Raw genomic sequence first — 13497 nt, 5'->3', positions numbered from 1 at the left:
CTCACCGCGTGCTACTTCTCGCTAGGCCGCTTGGCCCGCCGGGTGGAAGTTGATGCGTTCACGGACGACGGGGAAGCCGGCCTTGGCGAAGTTCGCGGCCATGGGGAAGTTGCCCTGGTCCGTCGCTCCGCTGACGAACTCTGCACCCTCCTGGACGAGGAAGTGGGTGCACTCGGCGAGGAGGTCGTAGGCGTAGCCGTGACCGCGCTGTTCCGGGACGACTCCGATGAAGCCGATGGTCGGGCCGGAGGGGTTGTGGGCCGGGATGTGGATGCCGGCCAGGTCGCCCTCCGGCGTGTGCGCGATCTGCCACCACTCCCGTGGGGAGGGGCACCAGTGGAAGAAGTCGAGTTCCTCCTGGGCGGCCTGGTCGAGGCCGCCCTCCTCGACGGCCCTGAGCGCGTGGGCGTCCAGGGTGACGGAGTGGATGCGGCGCAACGCGTCGAAGAACACGGTGTCGTCGGGTTCGGCGCTGAAGCGCAGGCGTCCGGGCCGCGCGGGCAGACCTCGCTCCGGGGTCCAGCGGTACAGGAAGCGTTCCACCAGGAGTTCGTACCCGGCGGCTCGTGCGGCGGCGAAGCGTGCCTCGGCGGCGGCGCGCAGATCGGGATTGTCCCGCCAGCCGCCGGGCAGGTTGAGTTCGAGTTCGACCTGCCAGGGAGCGGAGCGCAGGAGTTCGGCCCCCGCCTCCTCCTCGCCCTCGGCCACGTCGAACCAGTTGATGTTGACGGGCTCCGAGTCGTCGGGGCCGCCCCACCATGCGCCGCGTGCGACGACCTCGCCGTCGCGCAGGGCGACGCGCTTCCAGTCGGGGCGGAACCGGGTACGCCGATGGCCTTCACGGGCGCCCAGTGGGTCGGGGAGTGCGTCGAAGAGATGGGCGTCGCTCGCGGAGAGCGCGCGGATGACCGGATCGGTCATGTATTCCTCCGGGATACAGGCTGCTCGGAGCGCTCCCGGTCAGAACTCACGAACCACGCCGGGACAGCGGAAGAGGGAGCGCTGGAAAGGTGTGAACCGCACGGCACTCGCCTCCTTCCGTCCATCTCAGAGCGTGGAGCCACACAGTACGTGATCTTCCGCGGGTCCGTCCACGGATTTCCGCGGCCCTTGAAAAGAGGGGTTCGCGGGACGATGCAGAGCACGGAGATCTGCCTTCCACATGCCCCTGACAGTAGCCTTGGGGCGTGGTCCACAACGCGATGGCCCTCACGTCGGCGTTCTCGCATGCGGCACCCGAGGGGGCCCAAGGGAACGAGGCGCGGTGGATGTTGATCGGCGGTTGCGTCGTCGGAGCCGCCGCACTTCTGGTCAGCGTCGTGCTCTTCAGGGCGTACCGCAAGTTCGACGCCAGCATCCTCGATACAGCCCGCAGGGTCGCCGGCGACATCGCAGCGTGGGGGTTGTTCGTCGCCTTCATGGGCGGAGGGATCTGGCTTATCGAGGTGCGAAGGGCGCCGATCTCCAGCAGCACCGGCACCAGCACGTACCTCGTCCTGCTCGCCGCGACGGCCGGAATCGCCGTCGTCCTGGCCGGATGTCTGGCACTGACCTTTGCTCCGTTCTCGAGCGACCTCGAACGAACAGGGCAGCCTCTGCCGCAGTTTGTCGCCGGGTACGCGCTCGTGGTGGATCTCGTCATCGCGGTGATGGCGGCGCTGGGTGCGCTGGACGTCACCCACCTGAGCTTGATCGAGACCGTGGTCTGGGCACACGTCGGCGTCGGACTCGCCCCGCTCGCTGTGGGGTTCGTCCTCCTGTTCGTGTTCTTGGTCGCCTCTGCCTAGCCCCGTCCCCTCAGTCGAACCGCACCGGCCCCCGCGGTGTGTCCACCGTGAAGGTCAGGCCCACCGGGCCCTTGGCGAGGGTGAGTTCCGTGTCCAGGGCGGTCAGGAGGGGGCGGAGCGCGGCCGGGTCGGGGGTGGTGGCCGAGAGGGTCAGTAGGGGAGTGGTGGGAAGGTCCGACGCCGTGGGGTGAGGTGATGCGCCCCAGTCGATGAGGAAAGGGACCAGGCCGGAGGGGTGGGCGGACGCGCCGTCCGTCAGGCGCCACTGCAGGAGTGTGCCGTCGGGGGTACGGCGGCTCATCGGGAGCGGCGGGCCGGGGTCGTAGCCCCGGGCACGGGCCGCCGTGATCGCCGCGTCGAGGTCGGGAGGGCTGATGGCCCAGGTGAGTGTGCGCGGTCCCGGCAACTCGTCGACGCCGAAGGGGCGCGGCCCGTCGGGCGTGGACTGTTCCGGGTCGGGCCCGATGATCTCCAGGTAAGCGGTCCGCCCAGACCGACCAGATAGTTGCGGGTCCCGAGGCCGACGTGCGTGCCGCCGACCGCCGGTGTCACACCGGTACGCCGGGTGAAGTCGGCAACCGTCGCCGCCAGATCGGGAGTTGCGAGGACGAGATGGTCCAGGTGTGCCGGAATCGTGTTCATCGTCACCGAGGCTACGCAATCCCCGCTCAACTGTGGAACACCTGTGCGGCAGGATGGGTGCATGATGCGTTCCGTACGTGCGCTGCCCCTGGCGGCCCTGCTGATCCCCGTGCTGCTCACCGGCTGCGGCACCGAGAAGGAGCCCGCCGACCCGGCGGAAATCGCCTCCCGCGCCTCGGCGTTGGGTATCGCGCCGGAACACGTCTACGTCACCGAGGCGGACGGTTTCACCCTCGCCCAGCAGTCCGTCGGCGTGTACGGCGGCGACGGCTTCTCCGCCGTGTACGTCTCACAGCAGGCCGGCGCGCAGATCCAGCTCACCGTCGACCGGGGCACCGTCAACTCCGCCAACTGCCCCGACTGCGCGCGCGACGGTGACGCCTGGCTCCGCAGTGCCGGGGAACAGCGTGAGTACGCCGTACCGAAGGACGGCCACGTGCTGCGGGTCAGCGGCGGTCCCGGCGTCTCCCGTGACGTGTTGCGGGAGGCCGCCCTCGGCGCCCACCGCCCGTCCGCCGCCGAACTCGACACCCTCCTGCCGGCCGCCCCCGACGTCACGGAGCCGGTGGAACGCGGCGATCTGCCTCCGGCGGGCGACGGGGCGCCCAACAACGACGTGGGAGCGAGCGGCTGACCGAACCGACTCAACAACCGGGGTTGTCGGCAAGCTTCAGGAAGGCGGTCCAGGCAGAGGGGGCGACGGTGAGGTGGGGGGTGGTGGGGGTCTTGGAGTCGCGGATGTGGATGGTGGTGGGCTGGAGGGCGACTTCGATGCATGCGCCGCCTTCGCTGCCGCTGTAGCTGGACTTGAACCACTCAAGCGCGGTGCCGCTCATTGCTCTCCCAGAAGACGGTTCAGCAGGTCCCTCGTGTCCTCCGTGGTGAGGGCCTGTGTCCGCAGCATCGCATACTTCTGATTGAGGATCGCCACTTCATTCGGGTCAGCGATCAGCTGGCTGCCGCGATGCGTTTCGGTGTACGCGAGCCGCTGGTGATCAGGGGTCTCCAGCAGGATGAACGGCCCGTCGAGCCCGGCGTGTGAGGTGCGTCCCAACGGCAGGACCTGCAAGGTGAGACCGGGCAGTTCGGCGTACTTCCTCAGGTGTAGCAGTTGCTCGACGTACACGTCCTTCCCGCCCAGTCGGTCCCGAAGTGCCGCCTCCCAGATCACGAAGCTCGTCGTCGGTGGCACCTTGCGGTGCAGGATCTCCCGCCGCTCGATGCGCGCCGCCACCAACTGCTCGATCTCGTCCTCGTCGTAGACCGGCACACGGCTGCGGAAAACTGCCCGGGCATACGCCTCCGTCTGGAGCAGGCCAGGGATCACCAAGCCCTCGTACCACCCGATCGCGATCGCCTCCCGCTCCCGGTCCAGATACTCCTCCGCCCACAGCGGGACCAGATCCACCTCCGGCATCCTGCTCAACGCAGTCGTCAACGCGCCCTTGGTCTGCAGGAATTCGTCGAGCTGCTCGGCGAGATCCGGCTTCAGCGGCCGTCGGCCCTGCTCGATCGAGGCGATCTGCTGCTCGCCGACGACGAACCGCTCGCCCAGCGTCTTCTGCGTGAATCCGGCGGCCTCGCGATAGAGGGCGAGCAGCGCGCCCACCATCTTCATCGCCGAGGCGTTCCTCCGTGACCGTCGAGTCGTGCTCATGCGGTCCAACTCCCCACCCGCGCGCGTACGTCCACCGGCGTGCACCCGTACAAACCGGCTGTACGAGCGCACGCACTGTTTCATGATGGCTACATTCTGTGACTCTCGTCACGTGAACGCAGAGATTCCTCACCCGTCCCCACGCGAACGCTTCTACCGCCGCGAACGTCAGTCCGTCCCCGCCGCCCGCGCGTTCACGCGCCAGGCACTCGTCGACTGGGGTGTGCGGGAACGGGCGTACGACATCGTGCTGTGCGTCAGCGAACTCGCCACGAACGCCCTCGTGCACGGCGTACCGCCCGGCCGCGGTTTCCTGCTCCGGCTGTCGTACGACGACGGTGTGCGCGTCGAGGTCCACGACAGCGGGGACGGTGTGCCGAACGCGCGGGAGCCCGGCGAGGGCGAGGGCGGGCGCGGGCTGCTGCTGGTGTCGGAGCTGGCGGACAAGTGGGGCGTGGGGGAGCGGGATCCGGGGAAGATCGTGTGGTGTGAATTCGCCGATCGGTGAGGGGCGTTCAGAAGTTGTTTGGATCCCACGCTTTGGCGGGTCTGCCGTCCTGGCGTGGTCTCGCCTCGCCGCGCCCCCTCGCACAGCAGCCTGATCACGAGGCAGCAGGTCAGAACGCCTGGAACTCTTCGAAGGGCGGCTCGAACGAGGGGTCAGGCAAGCGAAGCGCCTTGCAGCGGGTCGCTGGTCTGGCCTGGGGATCGGCGACAACCGCCGTCCCCGTTCCACTGGGGAAGGCGTCGGGAATCACCGTCCAGCCCAGGTTCCGCTCGTAGTAGTGAACGGCGGTTCGCACGGACGGTGCCCAGTCGTCGTCGATGGCGATGAGCCCGCCGGGCCGGACGATCTTGCGCAGGAAGTAGAGATCGACGAAGACTTCGTGAAACCGGTGACTGCCGTCCACGAATGCTGCGTCGGCGACGAGGCCTTCGGTGAGGAGTTGTGGGAGGGCGATCGACGATGGAGTGAGCATGAGCGCGGCGATCGAGTCCAGCCCCGCAGAGCGCAGCAGATCCCAGCCGGCATTGGACCATGCGCTTTCTTGAAACGGGTCGATAATGACGTGCCGGGGATGCGGCGGGTTGACAGTGATCAGCGCCTCACCGATCGCGAGCGCGGAACTGGCGTACGCGAGACCGACCTCGACGACCGTCTGGGCGCCCTCGGAGATCAGCAGGTCGCGTAGCTGGTCGCAATCGCGTTCGGGCACCGTGACCGTCTCGAAGTCTGCCTCCCGGTCCCGCCTCCACGGCGGACCCTCCTGCGCGAGCCGGCGGCGTACCTCGCGGACCTGTGTCCTGCGTTCCTCCGTCTTGCTCGTGTCGACCACCCCTCCACGCCAAGACAGCACTTCGCCCGAAAGGGAGGGATCGACAACAGCTTCTCCGAGGCGGACCAGTTCCAGCGCCTTCCGCAGGTTGTACTCGGCGATGCCCGCCATGGACGCCCGGTCGGGGAAGTCTCCGTCGAGCAGTCGCAGTGGGCCCGCCGTCAGCGAGAGCCGCTGTGCCAGCGTGTAGAGCGCGAGCCGGTCCTCGTCCAGTCCGTCCACGCCCAGGGGCCGATAGGCGTCGTGCAGGCGGATCCGCAGAAAGACGTGCTCCCACTCGACGTCGAAGTACATCGAGCCCTCGATGTCGATCAACACCGGGTGCCCGTCCGTGTCCACCAGCACATGGTCGGGCCCCAGTTCGCCGTGCACGACCGCGTACTCCGTGCGCGGTCGCACCGCCGCCGCCAGGCCCAGCAGTCGCTCCTCCAGCCGATCGCGGACTCCCGCGATCCGCGGATCACGCGACGCCGCCTCGGCGAGGTCCCGCAGCGCACGGTCCAGGACGATCCCCTCGCACGATGTCCCGCGCGACGATCCTCCTCCGTCGACCACGGCCACCTTGCCGTACGCGGACGCCCGATGACGACGCATCGCCTCCAGTGCCTCCCCGAGCCGGGCCATGACCGGGGCAGCCGCGCGTGGGTCGCGCGCGAGAAGCTCCTCCAGGTTCTCGCCCCGGAGGTCCTCGACAATCGCGAGGTCGGCCGGGAAGTGGGCGCCGTCGCGGTCGACGAGACGGATCGCCGGGACGCGGACGCCGAGTGCGTCCAGTCGCGCGTGCGCGGCCTCGAACAGGTCGAGTCCGAGACCGGGCGAGAACGGGTCGGTGAGGTCGTCGTCACCCTCGGCCGCAGGCCAGTAGTTCTCGGCGTCGTCCCACAGGTAGGCGATCACGGTCGTCGCGTCGTCCATCACCAGGCGGTACACGCCCTTCTTACTGCCACCCGCGACCCGCTCAACCCCCTCCAGCCGCCGTCCGCCGCCCAGCGCGGCCCGCGCCGCACCCGCCAACTGCTCCCGCATCACTGCCCTGAGTACCACGTTCCGAACCGCCTCTCCGCCGCGACGACCCGCGCACCCTACGGGAGCATCGACGCGGGGGCGATCGGGTTATCCCGCATCTGAGTGCGCGCCGACCGGTTCACGGTGAGTGTTCGCGCGCCCAGACGGTCGTCTGCACGGAGACTGACCACACGGGGCCGTACCCGCACTCTGGGTCAAGAGCCCTTGATCAGCTTCTTTACCTCGAGAGGAAGCTCGTTATCGGAGTCGACGGCGACGAAGAGGACGTCGTCGGGTGCGTCGTCCACCGCGATGGCGATGCTGGGGTCCACCCCCTCGATCTCGTAGGCGACCGTCGAGTCTGGCGATGCCTGGCCGCGCCCGTCATCCGGCGAATCGTCGCACGGCGGAATGAGAGCCGGCCCCAGCTTCTCCCCCACCTTGAATTCGGCGTTGGCCATGTCCGAGTACATGCGCTTGTCGTACTCGACTCGGAACGCGCAGGCCGCCTCGGACTCGCCGCCGCTCGGCGATGCGCAGGCGGCGGACACCGCGACGGTTACCGCCGCCACCAGGGCCCTCACGATTGCGCTCCGCCCGAGCGGAACTACGGCTTTCACCTGGATACCTCCTCCCGGAGCGTCAGCTCCTGATCAGTAGATGCTGCGGAGGCCGAGGACATCACCGTTACCAAGGGTCCTCGCCCTTACTGCTGGTCACCTTGCAAGTAGGCCGACGAGGCCGGGAACGCGCTCAGTTACGGTGCTGTGCCTACTCGGGTAGGGGCAGCAAGCTGCCGCTCCAGCGCTCTTCGTCGTCCCCGGCCGGCGTCACGCGCAGTCCGAAGGCGTTCTCCGCGAGAGCCAGGACGCTGTACGGCGGAGCGGGTTGCCCGAGGGTGAGGCCGAGTGGGCGCATGAACTCGTCGAGCCGCTGTGGGTCCAGGCCGGTCGGCTCGATCGGCTGAAGAGTGTGGAAATCGACGATGATGTCGCCGTCGACCGCGTACTTGAACCAGTGCATCGGCTTGTCGTTGTGGTACAGCGCGACGGTCTCTGTCCCCTGTGAGACCGTGGACAGGACCCTCTCGTCCAGCCCGTGGCTGCCACCCTGCTCCCACGCCCATGTCCACGCGCCGTCGGTGCCGGTCGTCACCACCGGCTCGTCCTCGTCGAGCAGGGTGTCGCCGAAGTCGTCGGCCAGTTCCGTGGAATCGCGCAGCGCCAAGGTGTCCGGATCGATCCCCATGCGGGTCAGCAGCTCGGTGGGAGGCAAGCCTTTGGCGAAGGTGAGCGTGTGGATGGGGATGTCTGCGCGGAGGTGGTCCAGGCCACGGCTCGTATCCGTACTCGTCATGCCCCAGATGCTGTCACGCCTCGCTGACACGCAACGTGTTGCTGCGTCATCGCCGGGCGCCGGATGCCGACCACCGGCGATCCGAAACTTTCGGATCTTCTCGGCGTAGGGGGACGGCCGCCCGGGCCGTCTACGCTCAGCGCCATGGTCCCCCGACTCCTCGTCCACACCCGCACCGCCGCCTACCGGCACGACTCCATCCCGGCCGCCGTCGCCGCCCTCCGCGCGCTGGGGGACTTCGACGTCCATCACACCGAGGAGCCCGCGGACCTGGAGATCCCGCTGGACGGATACGCCGCCGTCGTCTTCCTCTCCACCAGCGGCGAGGTCCTGACGGAGGCCAGGCGGGAACGGCTCGCCGCGTACGTGGAGTTGGGCGGCGGATTCGTCGGCGTACACGCGGCCGCCTGCACCGAGTACGAGTGGCCGTACTACGGCGAACTGCTCGGCGCCCGGTTCGACCGGCACCCCGAGTACCAACCCGGTAAGGCCCTCGTCGAGGACCGCGATCACCCCGCCACCCGCCACCTGTCGGCCGTCTGGGACTTCACCGACGAGTGGTACGACTTCCCCAACTTCTCTGGGGGAGCGAGGCTGTCGTAGTGGTGTGCACCTCGGGTTTGTGCAGCTCAGCCACTGGTACTCGAAATCTAGCTAATGCAACAGCTGTGGTGCTATCGCTGGCTGGAGTGTCGCTGATGGCAACTGAGTGATCTGCCGACGCTCGACGATTATCTAGTGCTGTCAACTGTCTCTACAGGTCAGCTCACTGGAGGTATGTAAGAAGCCATCCGCTTACCGCTCGGCAGGCTTGATCAGTCGAACACGGTTCCTGTTCGGGTGACCTCTCGGCGGTCGGGGCATAACGGCAGGGCCTCCTGGTAGCTCGGGGTTGCGATCCCAACCGAGCAGCACCAGGAGGCCCTGTGTCGCAGTCTTTCGTGCTCGCGTCTCTGGAGTCCAACGCGCCATCTCCGGCGCGTGACTGTCTCGCGCACAGGTTCGGCAACGCGGCGGACGGGCCGGACCGCGTGCGGTGTTACGGCTCCGACCTGACGGAGGCGGAGTGGCAGGTCATCCGGCCGCTGCTGCCGGTCCCCGCGTGGCTTCAGGGGCGGGGCGGGCGGCCGGAGGGCTATTGCCACCGCGTGATGTTGGACGCGGTCCGCTATGTAGTCGACAACGGCGTCAAGTGGGTCAACCTGCCCTGTGACTTCCCGCCGTACCGGCGGGTGCACGCGTTCGCCCGCCGCTGGCAGGTGACGGGCTTGCTTGCCGAGCTCCACGACCGGCTGCGCGACAAGGTGCGCCAGAAGGAAGGCCGTGAGGTGGACCCGACGGCCGCCATCGTGGACTCGCAGTCACTGCGGGCAGCGGCGAACATCCCGCGCTCGACGTCCGGGTGGGACGGCGGGAAGAAGGTGGGCGGCCGCAAGCGGCACCTGGTGGTGGACTGCCTCGGCCTGGTCCTGGCCGTCGTGGTGAGTGCGGCCAGCGTGCAGGACCGCGACGCCGCACTGCCCTTGCTGGAGCGGCTGCGCACCATGTACTTCTCCATCCGCCTCGTCTGGGCGGACGGTGGCTATGCGGGTCGGCTCGTCGACTGGGCGGCCGAGAAGCTCCAGCTCACCCTTGAGATCGTCAAACGCACCGACGACACCAGCGGGTTCGTGGTGCTGCCGCGCAGGTGGGTGGTGGAGAGAACGCTGAGCTGGCTGATGCGCTCGCGCCGCCTGGTGCGCGACTACGAGACGCTGCCCGCCATGCACGAGGCCATGGTGCTGTGGTCCATGACCATGCTCATGAGCAGCCGCCTGGCCGGGCGCCGGCCAGGCGCCTTCAGCCGGCCGGCGCCCCGAGCGGGGTGAACACCCCCGGCCGCACCTGGAGCGCCCACCCCCGCTCCACCAGGCGTTTCGCCTTCGACCGCAGCCCCTCGACCTTCGCCGGAACCGCCTGAAGGCCCAGGGCTGCGGCCAGCTGCTGGCACCGCATACCCTCCCGGGCCGCATCCGACTCCAGCACGGACATGATCCGCTGGTAGTCCGGAGGCAGGACCGTCGCTGTCATGCCCTCGGCCCGTCTGGGCACCACCGACCCCGCCACCGCACTCACCACCGGCTCCGCGACCGCGACAGGCGGCTCCGCCAGCACCTCAGCCACCGTCACACGGGCATCCGCCAGACGCTGAAGTGCCCGCTCCGCCTCGCCGAGCGCGGCCTGCACCCGCTCGGCCTCCTCCCGCAGCCGTGCCACCTCTTCCCGGACCTTCTTCTCCCGGGCCTCCAGCAGACCGAGCACCGACGGCACCAGCCACCTCCATAAGCGAAACGAACGGACGAACCACGCCCATCTCTCCCGCCGCCAGCCGGAGTTCATGCCCACCCAGCCCGAACCAAACGATCACGTTCGGAAAGCGGATGGCGTCTAAGGAAAGTTAGGCATGCATGGGCAGGTACCTGTGATTGCGGGAGGGGGTGGCTTCGCTCAACTGCCCACGTCGAGGCCATGGTTCGTGGTTCAACTGGTGGGCCGTACTTCCACCGGCCGTGAGGACGATCCTGATCAACCTCCGGGGCAACATGCGGACCGTTGAAGCCAACACGCAGGCCTGGCAGGCCATGGCAGGCCTGTTGATGAAGTTCCTGCGCTCCGATCCATGAAGCCCGCGAACATCGGCCTCACCTATTGGCCCATCGAAGGCCGAACCGGAAAGTTCCTGTTTTTCGACCGCGTCGCGGAACAGGATGGCTGGGCCTGGATGCGCGTGATCGGGCCATGGAGAGCAGAAGAAGCGTCCGGGACAGACTCCCAGTTCAATGCAGGTTTCACTACGTACAGTGACGCACGTCGCGACATGCCGAGTTTCGACCCGAGCGTCGCACGCAGGATCTGACCGCCGCGACAAGCGTATGGGCTCCACTACGTTGACCGCGTGGAGCCCTTCGCGACTGCCGGGGCGCACGGAAGATTTCGGTGGGCGGCGCTGTGACCTGGACTTGAAATCCTCCGTGCGGCGGCCCATGACGGTTCGAACGAATTGGTCGCTTCAGGCTCCGGGGAAGCTGCCGCGCCCTGTCGGCCCTTGGCTGTGGGAGCGCTGGGTCAGCGTTTAACGCGGTTGCGCACGGCCAGGACCGCCAGGCCCAGAAGGACGGGCTCACTCACCCGGGACGCCATCTCGATGTAGGTGCCGGTGGTGGTCAAGTCCTGTCCCGAGGAGCGAAAGACCACCGAGTTGAGCGTGACGTTCAGGGCCTTCTCGAAGCGCTCGCCGGTGAACCTTTCCCCCGTGGGGTTCTGGGGATCAGCCTTGTCGATCTCGAAGGTGACCTTGCCACCGCCGGGCGGCACGGTGCCGGTTGCTTCCTGCTTCGGGGAATCCTTGGGGATCCCGAAGCCCATCAGTCCTCCGTCGTCGTCCCCGCTCGCGCCCCCGCGTCGATCCCGTGCTGCTTCACCCAGTTCCGGAGCGTCTCGCGGGAGCCGATGCCCAGCTTGTCGGCCACCGCCTGCAGGGCGGCCGTCTCGTTCGGGTGGTCGTCGCGCACCTCGGCGACCATGCGCACCGCACGACGGCGGAGCTCAAGCGGGTAACGGGAAGGTCGTGCCATGACTCGATCCTTTTATGAAATCGAGTCTCTATTCGATCCGGGGCGGTTCAGTACAGCTCACACGACTTCGCCCGCTTCCTGCTGGACCAGGAGACACAGTTCCACCAGGCCTCGGAAACCCAGCGCCGACACCAGCCGCAAAGTAACCGCTGGGTAGCTAGGCGGAACCCTGGACCCGAGAAGCCGCGTACTACCTGCATAACGCGGACCACTCACTGGGTCAGGGATGGATAGGCGAGCGTCCAGTACTGGTAGGTCGAAAGGCGCCTGCCTTCCTCGCTGTCATCGTCCACGTTGTTCGCCGGGGGGCAGAAGCGAGCTATCAGCAGGGTCTTGTGATCGGGAGAGAACGAGGTGCTGAATTGCACCTGTTTAGGAAGATTCGTCGTTGACGGGCAGGTAGCGCGGAAGGGGGCAGTGGCCAGAGTTCGGCGGGAAACAGGCTCCCAGAAGATGAGACGCGCGTTGTGCAGGACCTGCAGGACGGCCACCAGGCGGCCGTCGTCGGCTACCGGCTGGAGCCTGAGACTGGGCTGGGTGCTGATGGTCTTGTCGGCGATGATGCCACCAAGCCTCGGGGAAGGTTGCCCGGGAACAGCCGAGGCGTTCGACAGCGGGCTGGTTGTGCGATGGTCCAGCAGGAGGGCGTGGCTCCGCGTGGTGTAGAGGATGCGGCCGTTGCCGATCAGAGCCCTTCCCGTGCTGGGGAACCGAACTTGGCGGACCATGCGCAGCGTGGACGCGTTGTAGATGTTCACGCCTTGCTCGGATGCCGCGATGAACTCGGTGCCAACGAAAGCCATGCCGTCGGTGCCGAATTCGTCCAGCCAACGGGGGGAGGCGTCGCCGTGCAGGTCGTAGATGCCGATCGCGTCCGTCTGCGCGGCAACGCGGCTTCCTGTGGGATCGATGGCGAGCCGGTCCGGCGCCAAGCCACGGGCTACGGGAGAGCTTGTCCAGATGCGGCGGCGGATTACGGGGGAAGCAGGGTGGGTGGTGTCGACGACGACGAGTTCGCTGCTGGAACTGGCAGCCGCGAGCCACCGTCCACGTGAGTCGAAGGCCAGTTTCACCACCCGCCCGGCCAAGTCGATGATCCGTCGTGGGCCAGTGTGCGCCGACGTGGCGTAGATACCGCCGTCCTCGGTTCCGTAGACGACGATGCTGTTGTTGCCCGCTGCGACCGAGATGACCCGTTCCCCTGCCACGGTCTGCGGTAGTGGGCGCAGACGCGGAGCGGCCAGCTGCTGCAGTCTGGTGTCACCGGGAGGGCCATCGGACGCTCCTTGCGCGAGCTGCAGGACGATCAGCGGGATAAGCACTCCAGCTGTCACCGCCACGGCCAGTAGCGTGATCACGGTGCGTTTGCCGAGCACTCGCCCGGGGACCCGTTCGGAACCCGCGCTCCCGGCCTTCATGACGTCCCGCTCTGTTGGCTCGCGGAGGTCCCTTGGTTGTGCCAGCCCCCTCCGTTCGGATCCAACTCCCAGAGAGGCATGGCGTCGGGACGGGTCACGGTGGTGAAGGGCCTTCCGCCGTCGTCCCCTATGACGACCGTGCGTTTGTGACCGTCCTCCACGAGATCGACGGCGAGTTTCCACTGGGCAGCACCGTGGGTGATCTCGGCCGTGACCAGGAAGGTCTCCAGGTCGCCGGCGGGCACGGTGAACTCCGGCGGGCGGCTCGCGCCGTCCTTGTCGTACATGCCGTAGGGCTGGGACTTGTCGAGGTCGATGCTGACCGAATAAACCTCTGCCTCCCCCTGGGTGCGGCACCCGGCCTCGACGACCTGAGCGACGGGTCTGCGGGAGATTACCTCGGCCCGCATGCCGGTGATCAGAAGCATGCTCGAGCCGCTGTTGCTCACCGTCAACTGCATCCTGGTGCGGTCTCCGTCCACTCCTCCCCGGGCCCGCGCCCAGCTCCAGAAGCCCGCGCACCCGTCATCGGGTTCGCTGCCGTCGAATCGCCCGGCAGGAATGAGCTGCATGGCCTGCTCCTCGGCATCGATACGCAGTGGGTCAGTCTCCACGGACAGGGAGACCTTCGACGACTCGGGCCACAGGTTCAGCGCTCCCGTGAACACAGCTGTGACGGCA

The 13497-nt window shown here is 67.8% G+C and carries 14 protein-coding genes and 5 pseudogenes; 6 read left to right on the top strand and 13 right to left on the bottom strand.

Annotated elements, in window-relative coordinates; all coding sequences use genetic code 11:
- Positions 1-21: 21 nt before the first annotated feature.
- Complete coding sequence (locus ACKTSN_RS10595; protein WP_409468865.1) at positions 22-921, bottom strand: GNAT family N-acetyltransferase; 900 nt, start codon at positions 919-921, stop codon at positions 22-24.
- A 266-nt stretch (positions 922-1187) separates the two neighbouring features.
- On the opposite strand from ACKTSN_RS10595, the gene ACKTSN_RS10590 reads away from it, so the two are divergent.
- Complete coding sequence (locus ACKTSN_RS10590; RefSeq protein WP_409468864.1) at positions 1188-1787, top strand: hypothetical protein; 600 nt, start codon at positions 1188-1190, stop codon at positions 1785-1787.
- 10 nt (positions 1788-1797) lie between these two features.
- Here the strand turns inward: ACKTSN_RS10590 and ACKTSN_RS10585 are convergent.
- Positions 1798-2429 (bottom strand): annotated as a pseudogene (locus ACKTSN_RS10585) (VOC family protein).
- Positions 2430-2490: 61 nt separating this feature from the next.
- Here ACKTSN_RS10585 and ACKTSN_RS10580 point away from each other — a divergent pair.
- On the top strand, positions 2491-3063 hold the full coding sequence (locus ACKTSN_RS10580) for a hypothetical protein (protein ID WP_409468863.1): 573 nt from the start codon (positions 2491-2493) through the stop codon (positions 3061-3063).
- A gap of 10 nt (positions 3064-3073) precedes the next feature.
- Here ACKTSN_RS10580 and ACKTSN_RS10575 read toward each other — a convergent pair whose 3' ends face one another.
- Positions 3074-3265 (bottom strand): DUF397 domain-containing protein, encoded by a 192-nt coding sequence (locus tag ACKTSN_RS10575; protein WP_409468862.1) that lies wholly within the window; start codon positions 3263-3265, stop codon positions 3074-3076.
- Positions 3262-4086, bottom strand: coding sequence for a helix-turn-helix domain-containing protein (locus ACKTSN_RS10570; protein WP_409468861.1), 825 nt, complete (start codon positions 4084-4086; stop codon positions 3262-3264). Before ACKTSN_RS10570 ends, ACKTSN_RS10575 begins: the two co-directional genes overlap by 4 nt.
- A gap of 112 nt (positions 4087-4198) precedes the next feature.
- Here ACKTSN_RS10570 and ACKTSN_RS10565 point away from each other — a divergent pair, with 112 nt between their 5' ends.
- On the top strand, positions 4199-4594 hold the full coding sequence (locus ACKTSN_RS10565; protein WP_409468860.1) for an ATP-binding protein: 396 nt from the start codon (positions 4199-4201) through the stop codon (positions 4592-4594).
- A 109-nt stretch (positions 4595-4703) separates the two neighbouring features.
- Here ACKTSN_RS10565 and ACKTSN_RS10560 read toward each other — a convergent pair whose 3' ends face one another.
- From ACKTSN_RS10560 to ACKTSN_RS10545, 4 genes and pseudogenes are all read right to left on the bottom strand, one after another.
- Positions 4704-5303 (bottom strand): class I SAM-dependent methyltransferase, encoded by a 600-nt coding sequence (locus tag ACKTSN_RS10560; protein ID WP_409474795.1) that lies wholly within the window; start codon positions 5301-5303, stop codon positions 4704-4706.
- Between the two features lie 183 nt (positions 5304-5486).
- Positions 5487-6449, bottom strand: a pseudogene (locus ACKTSN_RS10555) (phosphotransferase family protein); the annotation flags it as partial.
- A gap of 194 nt (positions 6450-6643) precedes the next feature.
- Positions 6644-7012: a DUF6281 family protein gene (locus tag ACKTSN_RS10550; protein ID WP_409468859.1), complete on the bottom strand. Its 369-nt coding sequence runs from the start codon at positions 7010-7012 to the stop codon at positions 6644-6646.
- Between the two features lie 187 nt (positions 7013-7199).
- Complete coding sequence (locus ACKTSN_RS10545; protein WP_409468858.1) at positions 7200-7784, bottom strand: DUF6461 domain-containing protein; 585 nt, start codon at positions 7782-7784, stop codon at positions 7200-7202.
- A 144-nt stretch (positions 7785-7928) separates the two neighbouring features.
- On the opposite strand from ACKTSN_RS10545, the pseudogene ACKTSN_RS10540 reads away from it, so the two are divergent.
- Positions 7929-8354, top strand: a pseudogene (locus tag ACKTSN_RS10540) (ThuA domain-containing protein); the annotation flags it as partial.
- Between the two features lie 356 nt (positions 8355-8710).
- Positions 8711-9652, top strand: coding sequence for an IS5 family transposase (locus ACKTSN_RS10535; RefSeq protein WP_409468857.1), 942 nt, complete (start codon positions 8711-8713; stop codon positions 9650-9652).
- Here the strand turns inward: ACKTSN_RS10535 and ACKTSN_RS10530 are convergent.
- Complete coding sequence (locus tag ACKTSN_RS10530; protein ID WP_409468856.1) at positions 9624-10094, bottom strand: hypothetical protein; 471 nt, start codon at positions 10092-10094, stop codon at positions 9624-9626. The genes ACKTSN_RS10535 and ACKTSN_RS10530 overlap by 29 nt on opposite strands.
- Positions 10095-10443: 349 nt before the next feature.
- Here ACKTSN_RS10530 and ACKTSN_RS10525 point away from each other — a divergent pair, with 349 nt between their 5' ends.
- The gene (locus ACKTSN_RS10525) at positions 10444-10680 is read left to right on the top strand and encodes a hypothetical protein (protein WP_409468855.1); all 237 of its coding nucleotides are present in this window, start codon (positions 10444-10446) and stop codon (positions 10678-10680) included.
- Positions 10681-10889: 209 nt separating this feature from the next.
- On the opposite strand, the pseudogene ACKTSN_RS10520 reads toward ACKTSN_RS10525, so the two are convergent.
- The 4 genes and pseudogenes from ACKTSN_RS10520 to ACKTSN_RS10505 all read right to left on the bottom strand — a co-directional run.
- Positions 10890-11192, bottom strand: a pseudogene (locus ACKTSN_RS10520) (pentapeptide repeat-containing protein); the annotation flags it as partial.
- Positions 11192-11398, bottom strand: a pseudogene (locus tag ACKTSN_RS10515) (IS3-like element IS987 family transposase); the annotation flags it as partial. The pseudogenes ACKTSN_RS10520 and ACKTSN_RS10515, both read right to left, overlap by 1 nt.
- Positions 11399-11610: 212 nt before the next feature.
- Positions 11611-12816: a hypothetical protein gene (locus ACKTSN_RS10510; protein ID WP_409468854.1), complete on the bottom strand. Its 1206-nt coding sequence runs from the start codon at positions 12814-12816 to the stop codon at positions 11611-11613.
- Positions 12813-13484 carry a hypothetical protein gene (locus tag ACKTSN_RS10505; RefSeq protein WP_409468853.1) on the bottom strand — a complete coding sequence of 224 codons (672 nt, stop codon included), beginning with the start codon at positions 13482-13484 and terminating at the stop codon, positions 12813-12815. Before ACKTSN_RS10505 ends, ACKTSN_RS10510 begins: the two co-directional genes overlap by 4 nt.
- Between the last annotated feature and the right edge of the window lie 13 nt (positions 13485-13497).

It is taken from the genome of Streptomyces flavusporus (assembly GCF_046267975.1).
Classification (GTDB): Bacteria; Actinomycetota; Actinomycetes; order Streptomycetales; family Streptomycetaceae; genus Streptomyces; species Streptomyces flavusporus.
This window is presented reverse-complemented; position numbering and strand designations above follow the sequence as displayed.